The sequence below is a fragment of the Rubrivivax gelatinosus genome (assembly GCF_016583785.1).
Taxonomy (GTDB): domain Bacteria; phylum Pseudomonadota; class Gammaproteobacteria; order Burkholderiales; family Burkholderiaceae_C; genus Rubrivivax; species Rubrivivax gelatinosus_B.
Genome location: NZ_NRRU01000004.1, coordinates 1 through 14,264 on the forward strand (window position 1 = coordinate 1; position 14,264 = coordinate 14,264).

17 protein-coding genes are annotated in these 14,264 nt (G+C 68.8%); 10 read left to right on the forward strand and 7 right to left on the reverse strand.

Annotation, left to right across the window (positions count from 1 at the left end):
- The 7 genes from CKO43_RS01835 to CKO43_RS01865 all read left to right on the forward strand — a co-directional run.
- The coding region (locus CKO43_RS01835; protein ID WP_242481027.1) for a single-stranded DNA-binding protein at positions 1–599 on the forward strand (599 nt) is incomplete at its 5' end.
- An 85-nt stretch (positions 600–684) separates the two neighbouring features.
- Complete coding sequence (locus CKO43_RS01840) at positions 685–1,560, forward strand: DUF932 domain-containing protein (RefSeq protein ID WP_200225265.1); 876 nt, start codon at positions 685–687, stop codon at positions 1,558–1,560.
- A gap of 150 nt (positions 1,561–1,710) precedes the next feature.
- A complete protein-coding gene (locus CKO43_RS01845; RefSeq protein WP_200225266.1) occupies positions 1,711–2,055 on the forward strand; it encodes a DUF7673 family protein in 345 nt (114 codons plus the stop codon).
- A 224-nt stretch (positions 2,056–2,279) separates the two neighbouring features.
- Positions 2,280–2,558: a YlcI/YnfO family protein gene (locus CKO43_RS01850; protein WP_200225267.1), complete on the forward strand. Its 279-nt coding sequence runs from the start codon at positions 2,280–2,282 to the stop codon at positions 2,556–2,558.
- Positions 2,555–2,872, forward strand: coding sequence for a type II toxin-antitoxin system RelE/ParE family toxin (locus tag CKO43_RS01855; protein WP_200225269.1), 318 nt, complete (start codon positions 2,555–2,557; stop codon positions 2,870–2,872). The genes CKO43_RS01850 and CKO43_RS01855 overlap by 4 nt, the downstream gene beginning before the upstream one ends.
- Before the next feature lie 75 nt (positions 2,873–2,947).
- Positions 2,948–3,604: an SOS response-associated peptidase gene (locus tag CKO43_RS01860; protein ID WP_200377692.1), complete on the forward strand. Its 657-nt coding sequence runs from the start codon at positions 2,948–2,950 to the stop codon at positions 3,602–3,604.
- Positions 3,605–3,768: 164 nt separating this feature from the next.
- Positions 3,769–4,239 carry a thermonuclease family protein gene (locus tag CKO43_RS01865; RefSeq protein WP_200225270.1) on the forward strand — a complete coding sequence of 157 codons (471 nt, stop codon included), beginning with the start codon at positions 3,769–3,771 and terminating at the stop codon, positions 4,237–4,239.
- Between the two features lie 627 nt (positions 4,240–4,866).
- Here CKO43_RS01865 and CKO43_RS01870 read toward each other — a convergent pair.
- From CKO43_RS01870 to CKO43_RS01880, 3 genes are read right to left on the reverse strand one after another with little or no spacing between them, the layout of a single operon-like run.
- A complete protein-coding gene (locus CKO43_RS01870; protein ID WP_200225271.1) occupies positions 4,867–5,331 on the reverse strand; it encodes a hypothetical protein in 465 nt (154 codons plus the stop codon).
- Positions 5,331–6,065: a StbB family protein gene (stbB, locus tag CKO43_RS01875; RefSeq protein ID WP_200225272.1), complete on the reverse strand. Its 735-nt coding sequence runs from the start codon at positions 6,063–6,065 to the stop codon at positions 5,331–5,333. The genes CKO43_RS01870 and stbB overlap by 1 nt, the downstream gene beginning before the upstream one ends.
- A complete protein-coding gene (locus CKO43_RS01880; protein WP_200225273.1) occupies positions 6,062–6,403 on the reverse strand; it encodes a hypothetical protein in 342 nt (113 codons plus the stop codon). Before CKO43_RS01880 ends, stbB begins: the two co-directional genes overlap by 4 nt.
- A 557-nt stretch (positions 6,404–6,960) precedes the next feature.
- On the opposite strand from CKO43_RS01880, the gene CKO43_RS01885 reads away from it, so the two are divergent.
- Positions 6,961–7,527: a hypothetical protein gene (locus CKO43_RS01885; protein WP_200225274.1), complete on the forward strand. Its 567-nt coding sequence runs from the start codon at positions 6,961–6,963 to the stop codon at positions 7,525–7,527.
- Positions 7,517–8,461 (forward strand): relaxase/mobilization nuclease domain-containing protein, encoded by a 945-nt coding sequence (locus CKO43_RS01890; protein ID WP_200225276.1) that lies wholly within the window; start codon positions 7,517–7,519, stop codon positions 8,459–8,461. Before CKO43_RS01885 ends, CKO43_RS01890 begins: the two co-directional genes overlap by 11 nt.
- Before the next feature lie 321 nt (positions 8,462–8,782).
- On the opposite strand, the gene CKO43_RS01895 is transcribed toward CKO43_RS01890, so the two are convergent.
- The 4 genes from CKO43_RS01895 to CKO43_RS01910 form a co-directional block, all read right to left on the reverse strand.
- Positions 8,783–9,355 carry a hypothetical protein gene (locus CKO43_RS01895; protein WP_200225277.1) on the reverse strand — a complete coding sequence of 191 codons (573 nt, stop codon included), beginning with the start codon at positions 9,353–9,355 and terminating at the stop codon, positions 8,783–8,785.
- On the reverse strand, positions 9,352–9,963 hold the full coding sequence (locus CKO43_RS01900; RefSeq protein WP_200225278.1) for a sigma-70 family RNA polymerase sigma factor: 612 nt from the start codon (positions 9,961–9,963) through the stop codon (positions 9,352–9,354). Before CKO43_RS01900 ends, CKO43_RS01895 begins: the two co-directional genes overlap by 4 nt.
- 117 nt (positions 9,964–10,080) lie before the next feature.
- Positions 10,081–10,515 carry a hypothetical protein gene (locus CKO43_RS01905; protein WP_200225279.1) on the reverse strand — a complete coding sequence of 145 codons (435 nt, stop codon included), beginning with the start codon at positions 10,513–10,515 and terminating at the stop codon, positions 10,081–10,083.
- A gap of 54 nt (positions 10,516–10,569) precedes the next feature.
- Positions 10,570–10,893 carry a hypothetical protein gene (locus tag CKO43_RS01910; RefSeq protein ID WP_200225280.1) on the reverse strand — a complete coding sequence of 108 codons (324 nt, stop codon included), beginning with the start codon at positions 10,891–10,893 and terminating at the stop codon, positions 10,570–10,572.
- Positions 10,894–11,062: 169 nt separating this feature from the next.
- Here CKO43_RS01910 and CKO43_RS01915 point away from each other — a divergent pair, with 169 nt between their 5' ends.
- Positions 11,063–14,221, forward strand: a complete 3,159-nt coding sequence (locus CKO43_RS01915; RefSeq protein ID WP_200377693.1) for a CHAT domain-containing tetratricopeptide repeat protein — start codon at positions 11,063–11,065, stop codon at positions 14,219–14,221.
- Positions 14,222–14,264 lie beyond the last annotated feature (43 nt).

Genomic DNA, 14,264 nt, shown 5'->3' on the forward strand with positions numbered 1-14,264 from the left:
CCCCCCGCCCGCCCCTGAAGGGGCGGGAGCGAGGGAGTCCGAGCGAGAGGATCAGTTTTCAGCAGCCCGAATCCCGGGCTGTGCTGGTCGTCTCGTCTTCGGAGTGCATCGCCATGGCAAACGTTCGAGTCGAGCAGCGCAACGCTCATCTGGCCGGTCCGGTCCGCCTGGAGTACGTCAACGGCCGCGAAGGCAAGGTCGCGAAGGCGACGATCACCGTGATCTCCAACAACCGCCGCGGCAGCGGCGAGGACCGCGAGGAGGAGGCGACGTCGCTGATGTGGACCCTGTGGGGCCGGCAGGCCGAGAACGCCGCCGAGTACCTGGGCAAGGGCAGCCACGTCAACGTGGCCGGCCGGGTGCGCAACAACAACTACCGCAACGCGGAGGGCGCCGAGGTCTACGGCCTGGCGTTCACGGTCGAGGAGATCGACTACCTCGACAGCCGCGCCGAGTCCGAGGCGCGGCGCGCGCGCAGCGAGGGTGGGGCAGCGGCGCCGGCTGCGGTTCGCAAGACCCTGACGCCGCCGCCTGATGGGGGCGTGGTGCCGGCGGCCAACGGCCGCACGCAACGTCCGCGTCAGCGCCCGCAGGCCTGACCGAGTCCCCGGCGGGCTCTGTCCTGCCGGTCCCGAACCGATCGCGGATCCGGCCGGGTCCGCCCTGCCCCATGCGAGGACCATCATGCAAACCCGTTCCACGCTCGCCACCCGCTTCGGCCAACGCACCCAGGTGCTGCGCAGCCATGAGCCGCTGGCCGAAGACCAGATCCGCGCCGTGGCGCCCTCGGTATTCGCCGACGGCAAGCACGCCAGCCGCTCCGAGCGCTACACCTACATCCCGACCATCGAGGTGCTGCGCGGCCTGAAGCGCGAAGGCTTCGAGCCGTACATGGCGGCGCAGGGCCACAGCCGCAAGGAAGACCGGCGTGCGTTCACCAAGCACATGCTGCGGCTGCGCCATGCCGGCCAGGTCCAGGCAACGCAGACCCGGGCGCGCGACACCGTCAACGAGATCATCCTCATCAACAGCCACGACGGCGGCAGTTCGTACCAGATGCTCGCCGGGATGTTCCGCTTCGTTTGCTGCAACGGCCTGGTCGTCGGCGACGTGGTCGACGACATCCGCATCCCGCACAAGGGCGACGTGCGTGGCGAGGTCATCGAAGGCGCGTTCCGGGTGCTCGAGGAGTTCGACGAGGTCGACGAGCACACCGAGGCGATGAAGGCGCTGCCGCTGGAGCATGGCGAAGAGATCGCGTTCGCGACCGCGGCGCTGGCGCTGCGCTTCGGTGAGCGCGCGCTGGAGGATGGCGGCCACGCGCCGGCGCCGGTGACGGCCGAGCAGCTGATCGAGGCGCGCCGTCCCGAAGACCTGGGCCACAACCTGTGGACCACCTTCCAGCGTGTGCAAGAGAACGTCATCCAGGGCGGGCAGCCGGGCCGCAGCCCGCGGGGCCGCCGGGTGGCGACGCGGCCGGTGGGCAGCATCGACCGGGGCGTGAGCCTGAACCGCGCGCTCTGGATGCTGGCCGAGGAGATGCGGCGACTGAAGGCCTGATGCCAGGCCGGCCGGCGGGCTTGTGTCCGCCGGCCACGCGCCGGATGGCAGGCGACGAATCATGCCTCCAAGTCGTCGCCCCCGGCGCGCCACGCAGAGCGGACCATTGTGGCGGGCGCCGGCGCCCGCTCTTCGCGAAAGGAGCCCACCATGAGAGTCGACGTCAACCGTGCCGAGTCCGACCTCGACGACAGCCGCTCGAGCGAAGCGACGCAGGCCGGCGCGCAGGCGTTCTTGCGGCTGCTGAACCTGGCCGAGCAGCGCGACTCGGGCCAGATCGCCCGGGTCGCGCGCTTCCTGGCCAGCCTGTACAACGGCCAGGCATTTCCGCTGGACCCGTATGACCTGCGGGCCGTGGATGTCGCGATCAGCGACGACATGCTGTGCTGCCTGGACGCCTTGCGGTGGGGTCGAGCCGACCTGCACACGCTGGGCAATGCGCGCATGCTGGCCGTGATCGAGCGCTGGGGCCTGCGGTGGCCTGCCGACGCGTGAACACCGTGGGGCCCTTCAACGGCGACGCCGGGCGGCTGACTGTCGAGCGTTCGCCCTGGGGGCCGGCGTCGGTGAGCGCGACCCGACCTTGGGCCTTCGAGGCCGCGCGGTCGGGACCAGCGCGCGGGCTGGCCAAAGAGCGGGGCTTTGCCGAGGCCGGCGGCGCAGAGGAAAGCCCGCGGCGCTACACTGCATCGCAGTTGCAACGCATCAAAGGGCCCGCCATGAAGACCGCCACCTTGCCGTCGCTGCGTGTCGAGCCCGAGCTGCGCGCGGCCGCCGAGAGCGTGCTGGTGGAAGGCGAGTCCTTGTCGGGCTTCATCGAGGCGTCGGTGCGCGAGAGCATCGAACGCCGGCGCGTGCGTGCCGAATTCATCGTCCGCGGCCTGGCGGCACGCGAGGAGGCACGGCTCAGCGGCGACTACGTCGACGCCGACCAGGTGCTCGAGAAGCTGCAGCGCAAGCTGGACGCGGCCCGGGCGCGGGCGGTGCCGGCGAAGTGAGATTTCGGGTCCGGCTGACCCGTGCGGCCGAGGCCGATCTCGAGCGGCTCTATGACTTCGTCCTCGAGCGTGAACTGCAGCGCGGCGCGGGGACGCTCGATCTGGCCGACCAGGCGCTGGCCGCCCTGCGGGCCGGCATCGCGACGCTCAAGACGTCGCCGTTCACCTGCCGCAAGGCTTCATCCGGTGCCTTCCTGCGCGAGCTGGTGGTGAGCTTCGGGCACTCGGGCTATGTCGTGCTCTTCGAGGTCGAGGACGCGTCCACGGTGACGGTGCTGGCAGTGCGGCACCAGCTCGAGGACGACTTCCACTGAGCGTGCTCGCTCCGACGCGCCGGACCAGATTTCCTGTTTGCTGCGGCCGCTTGCCGCCCTGCCTACTATCGGGCCATGTGCAATCGCTATGTCTCACCCGAGGCCGGTGACATGGAGCGTTACTGGCACGTCGGTGCCAGGCAGCCCTGGCGCGGCGCCGAGGTGTTCCCGCGCGCGCAGGGGCCATTCATCCGGGCTGCACCTGAGGCGGCCGAACCGCATCGGGAACTGGTGATCGGGCAGTGGGGCCTGGTGCCGTGGTTCGCGAAGACCGCGAAGCTGACCTTCTCGACGAACAATGCGCGCTTCGAGGAACTGGCGCAGAAGGCGTCGTTCAAAGACTCCTGGGCGAAGGGGCGCCGCTGCATCATCCCGGCGAACTCGTTCGACGAACCGAACTGGGAGAGCGGCAAGAACATCTGGTGGCGCTTCCGGCGCGTGGATGGCTCACCTTGGGGCCTTGCCGGGCTGTGGAACACCTGGGTGGACCGGACGACGGGCGAGGTGGTCGAGAGCTACACGATGCTGACGCTCAACGCCGACGCCTGCGCGCTGATGTCGCGTATGCACAAGCCCGACCCGAAGCTGCCCGCGGACCAGCAGGACAAACGCTCCGTCGTGCCGATCGAGTTCGGGGACGTCGACGAATGGCTGTTTGGCACGCCGCGCGACGCTGCCGCACTGGTGCGCCTCAGCGCGCCGGAGTCATTCGACGCCAGGCCCGCCGCTTAGGGTCGCCGGGACGATCGCTCGCCTTGCGGTCCGCGGCCAGCCATCTCTGCAGCGATGGCTACTGTCCCGGCGGATCGCAGCTTCGCGCCGCCATCGGTCCGCGTCTTCGCCCTTGCGGGGGGTTTACGGCGGGCTCCTGGCTGGATAACCAGTAGAGTCCTGCGGTGCCGCTCGCTGCTCTCGTTCTCTCGTGCCTGGTCGTTGGGATCTCCGACGGGGACACGCTCACCGCCCGTTGCGACAACGCCGCCGACCCGGCGCAGCAGACCGTCCGCGTCCGCCTGGCCGAGATCGATGCGCCTGAGAGCCGACAGGCCTTCGGCACACGCTCGCGCCAAAACCTGGCGCTGCTGTGCTTCGGACAGCCGGCGCTGGTCGCGCCGCTCGTCGGCTCAGCCGGCCGGGATCGCTACGGTCGGCTCGTGGCCCGCGTGACCTGCAGCGGCGTCGATGCCAATGCGGCGCAGGTCCGCAGCGGCATGGCGTGGGTCTACCGCGCCTATGCGCGCGACTTGTCCCTGCTGGACCTCGAGGCCGATGCGCGAATCCGCGCGGTCGGACTGTGGGCCGACTCCCGCCCGACGCCCCCTTGGGAGTGGCGCGCCGATCGCCGCACGCCCCGGCACGGGTCGTAGCGGCCTTGTCGGCGGCCGCAGATCAGCCGGAGGCCCCGGCTCGTCGTCGCTGCCGACTTCGCGGATCCAGAACGCGCAGCCGTCGGCTGCCATCGAACGAACGTGGATGCCGGCGGAACGGACGCACACCGCCGCGCTGCCGCCGCCGCACATCCGAGCGAAGTGCTGGCAGTGCCAGCAGGGATGCCGCTCCGCGGCCCAAGGGTTGAACTCCGCCATTCAGGGAGCATGCCCGCGCCGGGGCTCACGACGTGAGCCCGTTGCGAGCGGCCTGGCCCAGCGGGATCACCAGCGGGCGCGGCAGTTGGGCAACCGGTACGGCTGCGGCCACCAGGGGCTCGTCGTCTGCGTCGGCTGCCGGCATCGACGGCTCTTGTCTTGGTCCGGGAGATGTGTTCCGGGACACGCTCAACGATGGCCGTCGGCGATCCCCAGGAGGTGGGCAAGGAGGCGTTGCGCCTCCTCTTGGGGCAGATCGAGGCGCTGGCACCAGCGTTCATCGCCGGCATGTCGAGAGGCCACCTGTGTGCATGATGTCCCCAGCCGCCGAGGGCGACCGGTCGACTGCCGCCGGCGGATCGGTACGCACCTGGTGACGCGTCCGAGTGCCCGACAACGCGCCGTCGCTCAGTGAACAAGGAAGCGCAGCACGAGAACCGTGGTGCCGAGCGACGAGACGATGCCGGCGACGGCGCCCAACGCAACCTGCAGAACGTAGTTGGCGGTCTGCTCACGGCCGAGGCTCCGGAGCTGGGCGGCCACCCCGTTCAGAGCAGGCGCTAATTCCTGCGCGACAACGGTCTTCGAGGCCTTGACCATCGCGCGAGTCTGTTCCTCGATCACCTGACGTCGGGCTTCGTCGGCCGATCGGATCATGAACTCGGCCATGCGCCGCTGCGCGGTAGCCCCGAGGGCTTCGATGCTGGTCTTCACCGAACCGACAGTGGACGTCAAGGTCTGTGCTGCGTCGAGCATGGCGCTCCGGGTGTCCTCGACCAGCGGTGGCAGAGCTTCGACGCGCCGGATCAACTCCAGCGCCTCGCCGAGCACGTCAGCCAGCAGCGCCTCGCGGACAGTCTTGGGGCCTTCCATCACAGGCTCCTCGCCATGGGCGCGATTGCCGGGGCGGTGGCACCCAGCTGAAGCGCGGCGAAGCAGGCGTCCAGCCGCGGCACGACGCCGGCGGCCAAGCGCCGGATGGCGAGCTTGCGGGCGATCACGTAGCGCTCGGCGCTGTCGGCCGCGCGCGCGATGAGCGCCCTGTAATCCGTGGTGTCGCTCGCCAGCGAGACCAGGTCCGTGCCGCCGGCGAGCTGGAAGACCTCGTTCGCGCCGATGTGGCACGCCGGGTTCGCGACCGCGATTGGATGGCGGGCCAGGAAGTCCAGCAGGCGGTCGAACACCTCGTCGAACTTAATGTCGTCATCCAGCATGTTGAACACGAGCCGCAGACGATGGGGCGGGATTCCGAGCTGCGCCAGATGCACCAGGGTTGTGACGGTGTCCTTCTGCGGCTTCTGCGCGGCGACGGTGGGGACGACGAAGCAGTCGAAGTCCTCATGGCTGCCCTCGTAGCGGCGCATCAGGGCGAGCAAGTCCTCGACGTTGCTGGCGCCGATGTCGACGATCGCGTCGTCGATGGTCTGCAGGTGCTCCTGCAACTGCCCGAACTGGCGGCCCCGCAGCGCGTCGGCCGCCTCTCCATCCTCTGCATTGATGCTCTCGACGGCAATGAGCTGCGCGCCGGGGATTCGTGGCGCCAGGAGATGGCGGGCGATCGTCGTCTTGCCGACGTTCCCCGAGAAGCTGATGACGGCTACTTTCATTTGGCACTCCGGCTGCGGTAGAGCGGGTTGGACATCTGGGCGCCGCCGAACACTTCGTCGGCAACGTCCTTCGGGCTGCTGGTGGGAACGATCGACGGCGTCCGCTGGGGCAGCGTCGGCGGTGGCGTGGCAGCAGGTTCTGGCTGTGAGTCGCGCCGCGGGCGCCAGGCGAGCTCGCGCTGCACGGTGCTCTTGCTCACGACAACCCCTTCATCGGCCAGCGCCTCGCGGATCGCTTCCAGCGTGTAGCCCTCGGCGTAAAGCCGCCGGATGTCGTTCGCATAAGCCCGCGCCTTGCGAGAAAGGCGACCGGGCGGTCGTTTCGGGGTCAGGGCCATGACGCTTCTCCTGTCTGCGATCCATTGTTGGCCCGGTCGCAGCTCAAAAGTCCGACGATTTCGGACCCAGATTCGTCGCGTCACTGCAGTAGGACGGCTTGGAATCTGCCGGGACAAGTTATTTCGGGATTACCCCAGACGCGCTGGAAGTAACCGGAGTTGACCCGCTGTGTAATTGCTCGCTGCCCGGATTCGGCGTCGTCCGGGTCACGCCAGTAGCCCGGTCGGCGTCGGCTATGGAGCGCTGTCGACGGCCATGACCCGTCGTCGACCCGTCAAGGAGGAGAAGGACCGTATACGCAACGCCGTACCCGCTCGCGCCCCGGTCTCGAATCGGCCTTGAAGAATCGGCATGACGCCTACGACTCGACCATTAACGCTCTTGAACTGCTCGCGTCTCATCAGTGCAGGCGCTCTCTCGATTGGCGACGAATCGAAGGCCAAAATCGTCGCATTTATAGGCCTCTGAATGGCCAATACTCCAATCCAAGATGAGTGCAGGATAGGCGGCTTGCCGCCGATTTCACAAAACGCGTATTGGCCTCCTGGCGTCGGCAATGAGCAATTCTTCCCACGACTTCGTCAGCGTCGACATGCGCGGTTTGAAAGCCGCGCTGGTCGAGCGCGCGGCGCGCGATCGGGTCACCGTGTCGGCTGTCGTGCGGGCCGCGGTCGAGCGCCACCTGGGCCCTGACGCTGCGGCCACGGGGCCAGGCAAGCCGGTCATCGCTGCCGCTCGCCAGCCGGTCAAGGTCTCCATCCGGCTGACGGCCGGCGAAGCAGCCAGCCTGGCCGACGGCGCGCGGCGCGCCGGTGTCTCGCGTGGCGCGTACCTGGCCGCGTTGGCGTTGGCACCGGCCGGAGCCGTCCGCGGGGTCGACGGCGCCGCGGCGCTCACCGCCTCATGCGCTCAACTGGCGACGCTGGCGCGCGACCTCCGGCAGCTCCGGCTGCTGCTCGCACACGGATCGGTGGAGGCGTCGCAGGCCTACCGGCAGCGGCTGGACGACGTCGAGCGCCTCGTGCGCCAACACCTCGAGATCTCGGCCGACCTGCTGGCCGAGTTGAGGCCACTGCGGCGTGAGCGCCGCGACACCCCGCAAGGAGCATCCCATGGCTCGTGATCCCGCGATCGACGCCGTCCTCGTACAGTGGGGCGACCGGCTGTTCTATCCCGGCAACCGCATCGTGCGCGACTCGACGCCGAGGCTCAAGCAGCGGCCGGAGTCACTGGCCAAGCGCTCCGACGCCATTCGCGCGCGCATCGATGCGACGTTCGTGCGCCGGGCGCCGCAGGTCATGGTCAAGGTGACAGGGGGCGGCAGCGGCATGAAGGCGATCGCCGCGCACTTTCGCTACATCAGCAAGGGCGGCCGGCTCGTCATCGAGGATCAGGACGGCACCGAGCTCAAGGGTAGTGGCGCGGTCGCCGAGATCGCCGAGGAGTGGCGCGTCAGCGGCTCGCGGATCGAGGACGTCGGCCCCCGGCGCGAGGCGTTCAACATCATGCTGTCTATGCCGCGCGGCAAGGCCGAGCCGCACCTGGTGCTGCGCGCCGCGCGCGACTTCGCGAAGAAGGAACTGGCCGGGCACAAGTACGTGATGGTGCTGCACGACCACCAGGCGAACCCGCACGTGCACTTGAGCGTCCGCGCGGAAGGGATCGACGGCCGACGGCTGAACCCGCGCAAGGCCGACCTGCACCGCTGGCGGGAGACCTTCGCCGAACAGCTCAGGCAGTGGGGCGTGGAGGCCGAAGCAACGCGGCAAGGCACACGAGGCGTGAGCCGCCGCTACGACGCGCTGTGGCAGCAGAAGGCGAGGGCGGAAGGGCGTCTGACGCGCGAGACGCGTGGGCCGAAATCGGGCGATTCCGCGCAACGCACGCTGCGCGAAAGCCACGAGGCCTGGTCCACGGTGGCGGCCGCGCTCCGGAGGTCAGCAGATCCCGGCGACCAGCGGCTTGCAAGGGGAGTGCAGGCGCATCTGGAGTCGCTCGCGCGTCAGGGCGCTCAGCGGCAGACGCCCCCGCGCGGGATGTCTCGTGAGGGCCGCTGATTGCTCGGGCCGTGCGCCTTCGTAGGACAGAACGCTTTGTCGGCCCGACACGGGACTCCGGATCCCGACTCTTCTGAAAGCGCGGCGTTCTGATGCATGTGCGCCACTTTGCTCGGGAGGCTGCGCCAGCGCGGCGTTGCTTGCCTAGGAGACATCGGCGGAGGAGTCGATGGCGCTGGCGGCGAAGAACCTCCCACGAGCCGACCGAGCGGTCACGGCGTCGCGGAAGCACACGGCTTTGGCGCGCTCAGTCATCCAGTAGCCCCGGACGATGTGCGGAACGTACGCAAGCTCTATCTGGACGGGGCTCGCGGGCCTACTTCAACGCGGATGAATCTCCAGGCGTACCACCCCGTCGTGCGGGATCGTCTTGACACCGAACGGCCGCAGTCGTGCGGCGACGGTGACTCGTGCGCTCGCCGGAACCGTCGCCGCGATCTCGCGCGCGCCGCCTTCAAGTTCATGCTCGGAGACCTCGGCCCCCGCTTCACGCAGCAGCGCGAGGAGGCTCGCAGTCGTCCCGGCGACGTCATTCACCTGAAGCTGCATGGCCGGTTCGGCGCCGCGCAGCTGCTCGCCGTCGAGTTCGCGCGATGGCGGCTCGTAGAGGACCAGAACGCCTAGCACGACGACCGCGGCGGCTGCAAGCGGCCCGCGCAGGATCCGCCCGAAGCGCCCACGCTTGCTGTCGAGCAGATGCTCGCGTTCCAGTCGAGCGAGCACCCGGCGCAGCGAGAAGTCGTCGCCTTCGTCGCCGGCGTTGTCAGCGTCGTACTGGCGGCGCACAGCGGCGGCCAGGTCGCTTGCCTCGGCAATCGTTTGCTCGGAAGTGTCGGGCCGTGGCCGTCCCCGCAACGCCTCGAGCCACGCGTCGTCGTCCGGGCCGGCGCTCATGGTGCATCCAGCGCGTAGCAGTGGCCAATGAAACTCCACAGCCGCTTGCGACACTGCGACAGGTACTCTCGGGCGGCGCCCGGTGCGCTTGCGCGGTATTGCGCGAGCTCGTTGACTCCCCAGCCGTCGAGCACAATGCGCTCCAGCACGTGCGCCGCTTCTGCGAAGCGCGCTGCGAACGACGCCAGACCTCGGGCGACGCAGTCGGCGTCGGCGGGATCACCCGAAGCCGATCGGGCCTGTTCCAGCGGGTGGCCCGACGCCGTTTCGTCGCCGGCGTCGAGCGAGACGGTGGCGCGATCACCTCGCTCGGATCGCAGGCTGCCGACAAGCGTGTTGCGGGCGACGGCCCACAACCAGGCCTCCAGCGACCCCTCTCCGCTCCAGTCGTCGATGCCGCGCAGCACCTTCACGAAGGTCTCCTGCAGCAAGTCCTCGGCCTGTGCCGGGCCGGCGCCGTGGCGGCGGAAGTAGCCCTTGAACTTGCGACCGTAGCGTCGGTAAAGGTCGCCGACCGCGCAGCGGCGCGCTGCCCCGCCCGCCCGGATCTGCGCGACGAGCGCCGAGGCGGGCGGAGGATCCGGGCGAACGGGCGGCCGCATTTCCATCGGTGCAGAGTGCGGGGTTGTTGCGGGTGCTTAACGCGAACGCGTGCGGTGCCCGCGGCCGCCTATGCTCGCCCGCCCAGCGCGTCCTGCCTAGCGTGGAACGCCGGCCGCGAACCCCTAGTTTATGGCTCGCGGCAGCGCGCTCAGCGTCAAGTGGTATTCGCATACCACCCACCCACGACCGCTGAAGTGTCCATGCGGGCTGCGGGCGTGCGCTTGCAGCGTGAACGTGCGCGGCTGCGTGATGCCATATCCGGGAACGACTTCGACGAAGTCGCTCCAGTCGTAGCGGCATTCGTGTTCGCTGCCGTTTTCGCTGGTCTTGCCGCCGGCCAGCCCCTTCGGCCCGTCCTTGATGAACACGAAGCCCTCCGGCGCGGTGATGACCGTGGGCGCGCTGTCGCAGTCATGGCGCACGCCGTCGCCTCCGGTGGCATCGGTCGTGCATTGGGCAGTCACCCTCTGCACCGCTTGTGCGGGCCCCTGGGCAGCGACGTGTGACGACGCGACGGCCAGCGCCGTGACGAGCGCGAATGAGAACGCCTTGTTCATGTTGATTGCTCCTGTCAGACTGCGGACGCGCGATAGCGGATGGGCGGGCAGCGCTCAACGCGACAGTTCCGGAAGCGGAATCGTCACGGTGACCCCGTAGCTCGTGTCCGACTGGCTGCCTCGCGTGCCGTCCGGAATGAAGTTGCCGCTGCCATCCTGGGACACGCCGCCGGTCACGGTCGTCGTTGCGGACGGACCGACCTTGACGCCACCGGAGGTCGTATAGAGATCGAGCGCGGTGCTCTGCCGAGCGGTTTCGGCGCCGACATCGCCCTGACGGCTTTCGGTGGTCGAAAGCTCGATTTCGGCTTGCGCGAGGCTCGCCGCACCGGACACGGCGAGCAACGACACGCAACGGATGAAGAAGTTGGGGTTCATTTGCTAATCTCCGATTGACTGCCCGCTCGGCGGGCGATCGATTTGCAGGTCTCGCCGCCTCCGGGATGGGTTCGGTCCGAGGCCTGCCCGGGTTACGACGCAGGCAGTGGCCGTTTGTCAGGACGGCCGATGTGTTTTTTTGTCGGCGAGTCGCCGCGTGGGAGTCCAGATGCGACGGTCATCCGCGTTCCGACGGTTTCGGCTTGCGGCGCTGGTCCTGTGTTGCGCCGTGGCGGGGGCGGCCGACAAAACCGAGGCGGGATTGCGCGCCGCCGAGGACGGTGCCGGGCAAGGGCTTCACGCCGACGGCGCCACGCCCGCGGAGCCGCTGCTGCTGTTGGCCTCGTGGCTGGCTGCGCGCGATCGACACGCCGAGGCGGTTCCGTTCTGGCGGCGCGCCGTCATCTTGCTGGAGCCGGGGGGCGGGGTCGCATGGGCCGAGGCTTTGGGAGCCCTGGCCGAGAGCCTCGCATTCACCGGCGAGTACGACGAGGCCCGCGCGCTGGCCCAACGCAGCGTCGACCAATTGACGGCCGATGCGCCAGACAGTCCCGAGTTGGCACAGGCGCAGTACCGCCTGGGAGAGATCATGCAGGAACTCGGAGACGGCAGCAGGGCGCAGTCGCTGTTCGATGCCGCTCTAGCGCTGCAGCAGCGCGTCCTCGGAGAGCACGCGCCCCAGTCTGGCGTGACGCTGACCGCGCGCGGCTGGTCGCGCCTGCAACAGGGTGACGTGCCGGGCGCGATGTCCGACTACCGCCGTGCGCACGCGCTGCTTGAAGCGGCGGGTGCGCTCTGGCGGGCCGATCTGGCGCGTGTCGTCAACGACATCGGGGTCGTGCACGAGAACCTGGGCGACTATCGCGGTGCGGTGCCGTTCAGCGAGCAGGCGCTGGCACTTCGCGAAGAGGCTGTCGGTCCCGATTCCGCATCGGTGGCGCAGAGCCTGAACAACTTGGCGGGTCTGTATGAGGCGCTGGGAGAATACGATCGGGCCATCACGCTCTACTCGCGGTCCCTAGCGATCAACGAGCGACTACGCGGGCCCGAGCATCCCGAGGTCGCCTCGGTCCTGCAGAACTTCGCGCTCGTCCATTACCGACGCGGCGACTATTCTGAAGCCCTGTCAATGGCCGAAAAAGCGCTGGCCATCGACGAGCGCGCCTTCGGCGCGCGACATCACCACGTGGCAATGGATCTTGGAACCGTCGCAGCCATTCACCGCGAACTCGGCGACTACGGCGCCGCGCTGCAGCGCGCCGAGCGGGCGTGGGAGCTGCTGCGCGAACACCACGGAGAGCGGCATCGGCGTGTCGCCATCGCGCTGAACAACGTCGCCAGTTTGCAGGTGCTGCTCGGACGGAACGAAGAGGCGCGCCGCGGCTACGAGCGATCGCTTGCGGTGAAGCGCGCCGTGCTCGGAACTGGTGACCCGTCGCTGGCCGTGACCCTCACCGGCATTGCCCACATCGACCTCGACGCTGGTGCGCTCGCCTCTGCCCAGACGGGCCTCGAGGAGGCGCTGCAGATTCGCCAGGAAGCGCTCGGCCCCGAGCATCCGGACGTTTCCGAAAGCCTCACGAACCTGGCCCGGCTGCACCTGCGACAGCACACGCCTGAAAAGGCGCTTCCACTGCTGTTGAGAGCCGAGCGGATTGCGGTGGCTGCCGGTGCGGCGCCGCAGCAGTGGCGCGCGGAGGCCGGTTTGTTCGAAGCCTACGATGCCATCCGTGACCCGGAACTGGCGATCTTCTGGGGCAAGCAGGCCGTCAACGGGCTCCAGGAGGCACGTGGCCGTATCGGCGTTCTCCCCGCCGAACTGCGGCGCGGTTTTCTAAACAGCAAGCGCGGCACCTACGCCGCGCTCGCCGACCGGCTGGTCGCCGCGGGCCGCCTCGTCGAGGCCCAGGAAGTGCTCGGCATGCTGAAAGACGACGAACTGAACGACTTCACGGTTCGGGCGGCGAGCAGCCCGCATGGTGCGGCGCGGGCGAGTTACGTCGGACCGGCTGAAACGGCGGCCCGCCAGCGATGGCAGGCCATCGCCAGCCAGGTGGCAGCGCTCGGTCGCGACGCCGGAGACTTGAATCGCAAAACGCCGCTCGGGTTGACGCCGGAGGAACACGCCCAGCTTCGACGCATCGAGCAGGATCTGATCATCGCGAACCGGGAGTTCGACAGGTTCCTCGCGGATCTGTCCCGGGAGTTCGCTGCGGCCGGGCCCGCGCGCGCCGAGGACCTGGGCGCCCGTCAACTGCGTAATCTGGTCGTGCTGCAGGACGTCCTCTCAAAGCTCGGCCGCGACACGGCGTTGCTGCACTATGTCGTTTCGGATCGACGCGTCGCGATCATTGTCACCACGGCCGACGTTCAGATCGCCCGCGAGTCCCTGGTGCCGGCCGCGGAAATCAACCGGCAGGTGCAGCGCTTTCGCGAGTCGGTGGCGTCGCGTGGCGATGTGCTGCCGGTGGCCAGGCAGTTGTATCGCGTGCTGTTTGCGCCGGTGGAGGACGACCTTCGCCAGGCAGGCATCCGCATGTTGATGCTTTCGCTCGACGGCACGCTGCGCTACCTGCCGTTCGCCGCGCTGCATGACGGCGAACACTGGCTGGCCGAACGTTTCGCGCTGGCGCTCTACACCGAGGCGGCGCGGACACGGCTCGAGCGTGAACCGACGCGGGCCTGGACGGTGACCGGCCTGGGCGTCGCGCGTTCATTACCCGGTTTCGCACCACTGCCGACGGTGCGCGAGGAGTTGCGGGCCGTTCGCAGGGCGATTCCGCAGGGAGAGGTTTTCCTCGACGAACAGTTCACGACCGAGCGCTTGCGGGAGGCGCTGGCACGCTCGCGCACGGTGCTGCACGTCGCCAGCCACTTCCAGTTCCGGCCGGGAACGTATGTCAACTCGTTCTTGCTTCTCGGCGACGGAACGCGTCTGTCACTGCAGAACATCCGGGAACAACGGCTGCGATTCTCGAATACGCAACTGCTGACACTGAGTGCCTGTGATACCGGGATGGGTGGGGGCCGTGACGAGACGGGGGCCGAGGTCGAGGGCTTCGGTGTGCTGGCCCAGCAGCAAGGAGCGGCATCGGTGCTCGCGACGCTCTGGCCGGTGGCCGACCTGAGCACCGCTCGCTTCATGGAACGGCTATACAAGGTCAGGACCGCGGACTCTCGGATGACGATGGCGCAGGCATTGCAGCGCACGCAGCTCGATTTTGCCGGATTCGGACGCGTGACCAGCGCCGACGATTCGCGCAGCGAGCGTCGTTGGGCACATCCCTTTTATTGGGCGCCATACGTGCTGATGGGTAGTTGGCGTTAGCCGTTCCGGCGGCTGTCTTCAGCGTGGATCCGCGACATTGCCG

Bases quoted from the DNA above. Each gene is read 5' to 3' on its own strand.
- CKO43_RS01870 (WP_200225271.1), bottom strand. From the start codon at position 5,331: ATGGAAGGCCCCAAGACTGTCCGCGAGGCGCTGCTGGCTGACGTGCTC.
- CKO43_RS01895 (WP_200225277.1), bottom strand. From the start codon at position 9,355: ATGAGCGCCGGCCCGGACGACGACGCGTGGCTCGAGGCGTTGCGGGGA.
- CKO43_RS01880 (WP_200225273.1), bottom strand. From the start codon at position 6,403: ATGGCCCTGACCCCGAAACGACCGCCCGGTCGCCTTTCTCGCAAGGCG.
- CKO43_RS01915 (WP_200377693.1), top strand. From the start codon at position 11,063: ATGCGACGGTCATCCGCGTTCCGACGGTTTCGGCTTGCGGCGCTGGTC.
- CKO43_RS01900 (WP_200225278.1), bottom strand. From the start codon at position 9,963: ATGGAAATGCGGCCGCCCGTTCGCCCGGATCCTCCGCCCGCCTCGGCG.
- CKO43_RS01905 (WP_200225279.1), bottom strand. From the start codon at position 10,515: ATGAACAAGGCGTTCTCATTCGCGCTCGTCACGGCGCTGGCCGTCGCG.
- stbB (WP_200225272.1), bottom strand. From the start codon at position 6,065: ATGAAAGTAGCCGTCATCAGCTTCTCGGGGAACGTCGGCAAGACGACG.
- CKO43_RS01890 (WP_200225276.1), top strand. From the start codon at position 7,517: ATGGCTCGTGATCCCGCGATCGACGCCGTCCTCGTACAGTGGGGCGAC.
- CKO43_RS01910 (WP_200225280.1), bottom strand. From the start codon at position 10,893: ATGAACCCCAACTTCTTCATCCGTTGCGTGTCGTTGCTCGCCGTGTCC.
- CKO43_RS01845 (WP_200225266.1), top strand. From the start codon at position 1,711: ATGAGAGTCGACGTCAACCGTGCCGAGTCCGACCTCGACGACAGCCGC.
- CKO43_RS01850 (WP_200225267.1), top strand. From the start codon at position 2,280: ATGAAGACCGCCACCTTGCCGTCGCTGCGTGTCGAGCCCGAGCTGCGC.
- CKO43_RS01885 (WP_200225274.1), top strand. From the start codon at position 6,961: ATGAGCAATTCTTCCCACGACTTCGTCAGCGTCGACATGCGCGGTTTG.
- CKO43_RS01840 (WP_200225265.1), top strand. From the start codon at position 685: ATGCAAACCCGTTCCACGCTCGCCACCCGCTTCGGCCAACGCACCCAG.
- CKO43_RS01860 (WP_200377692.1), top strand. From the start codon at position 2,948: ATGTGCAATCGCTATGTCTCACCCGAGGCCGGTGACATGGAGCGTTAC.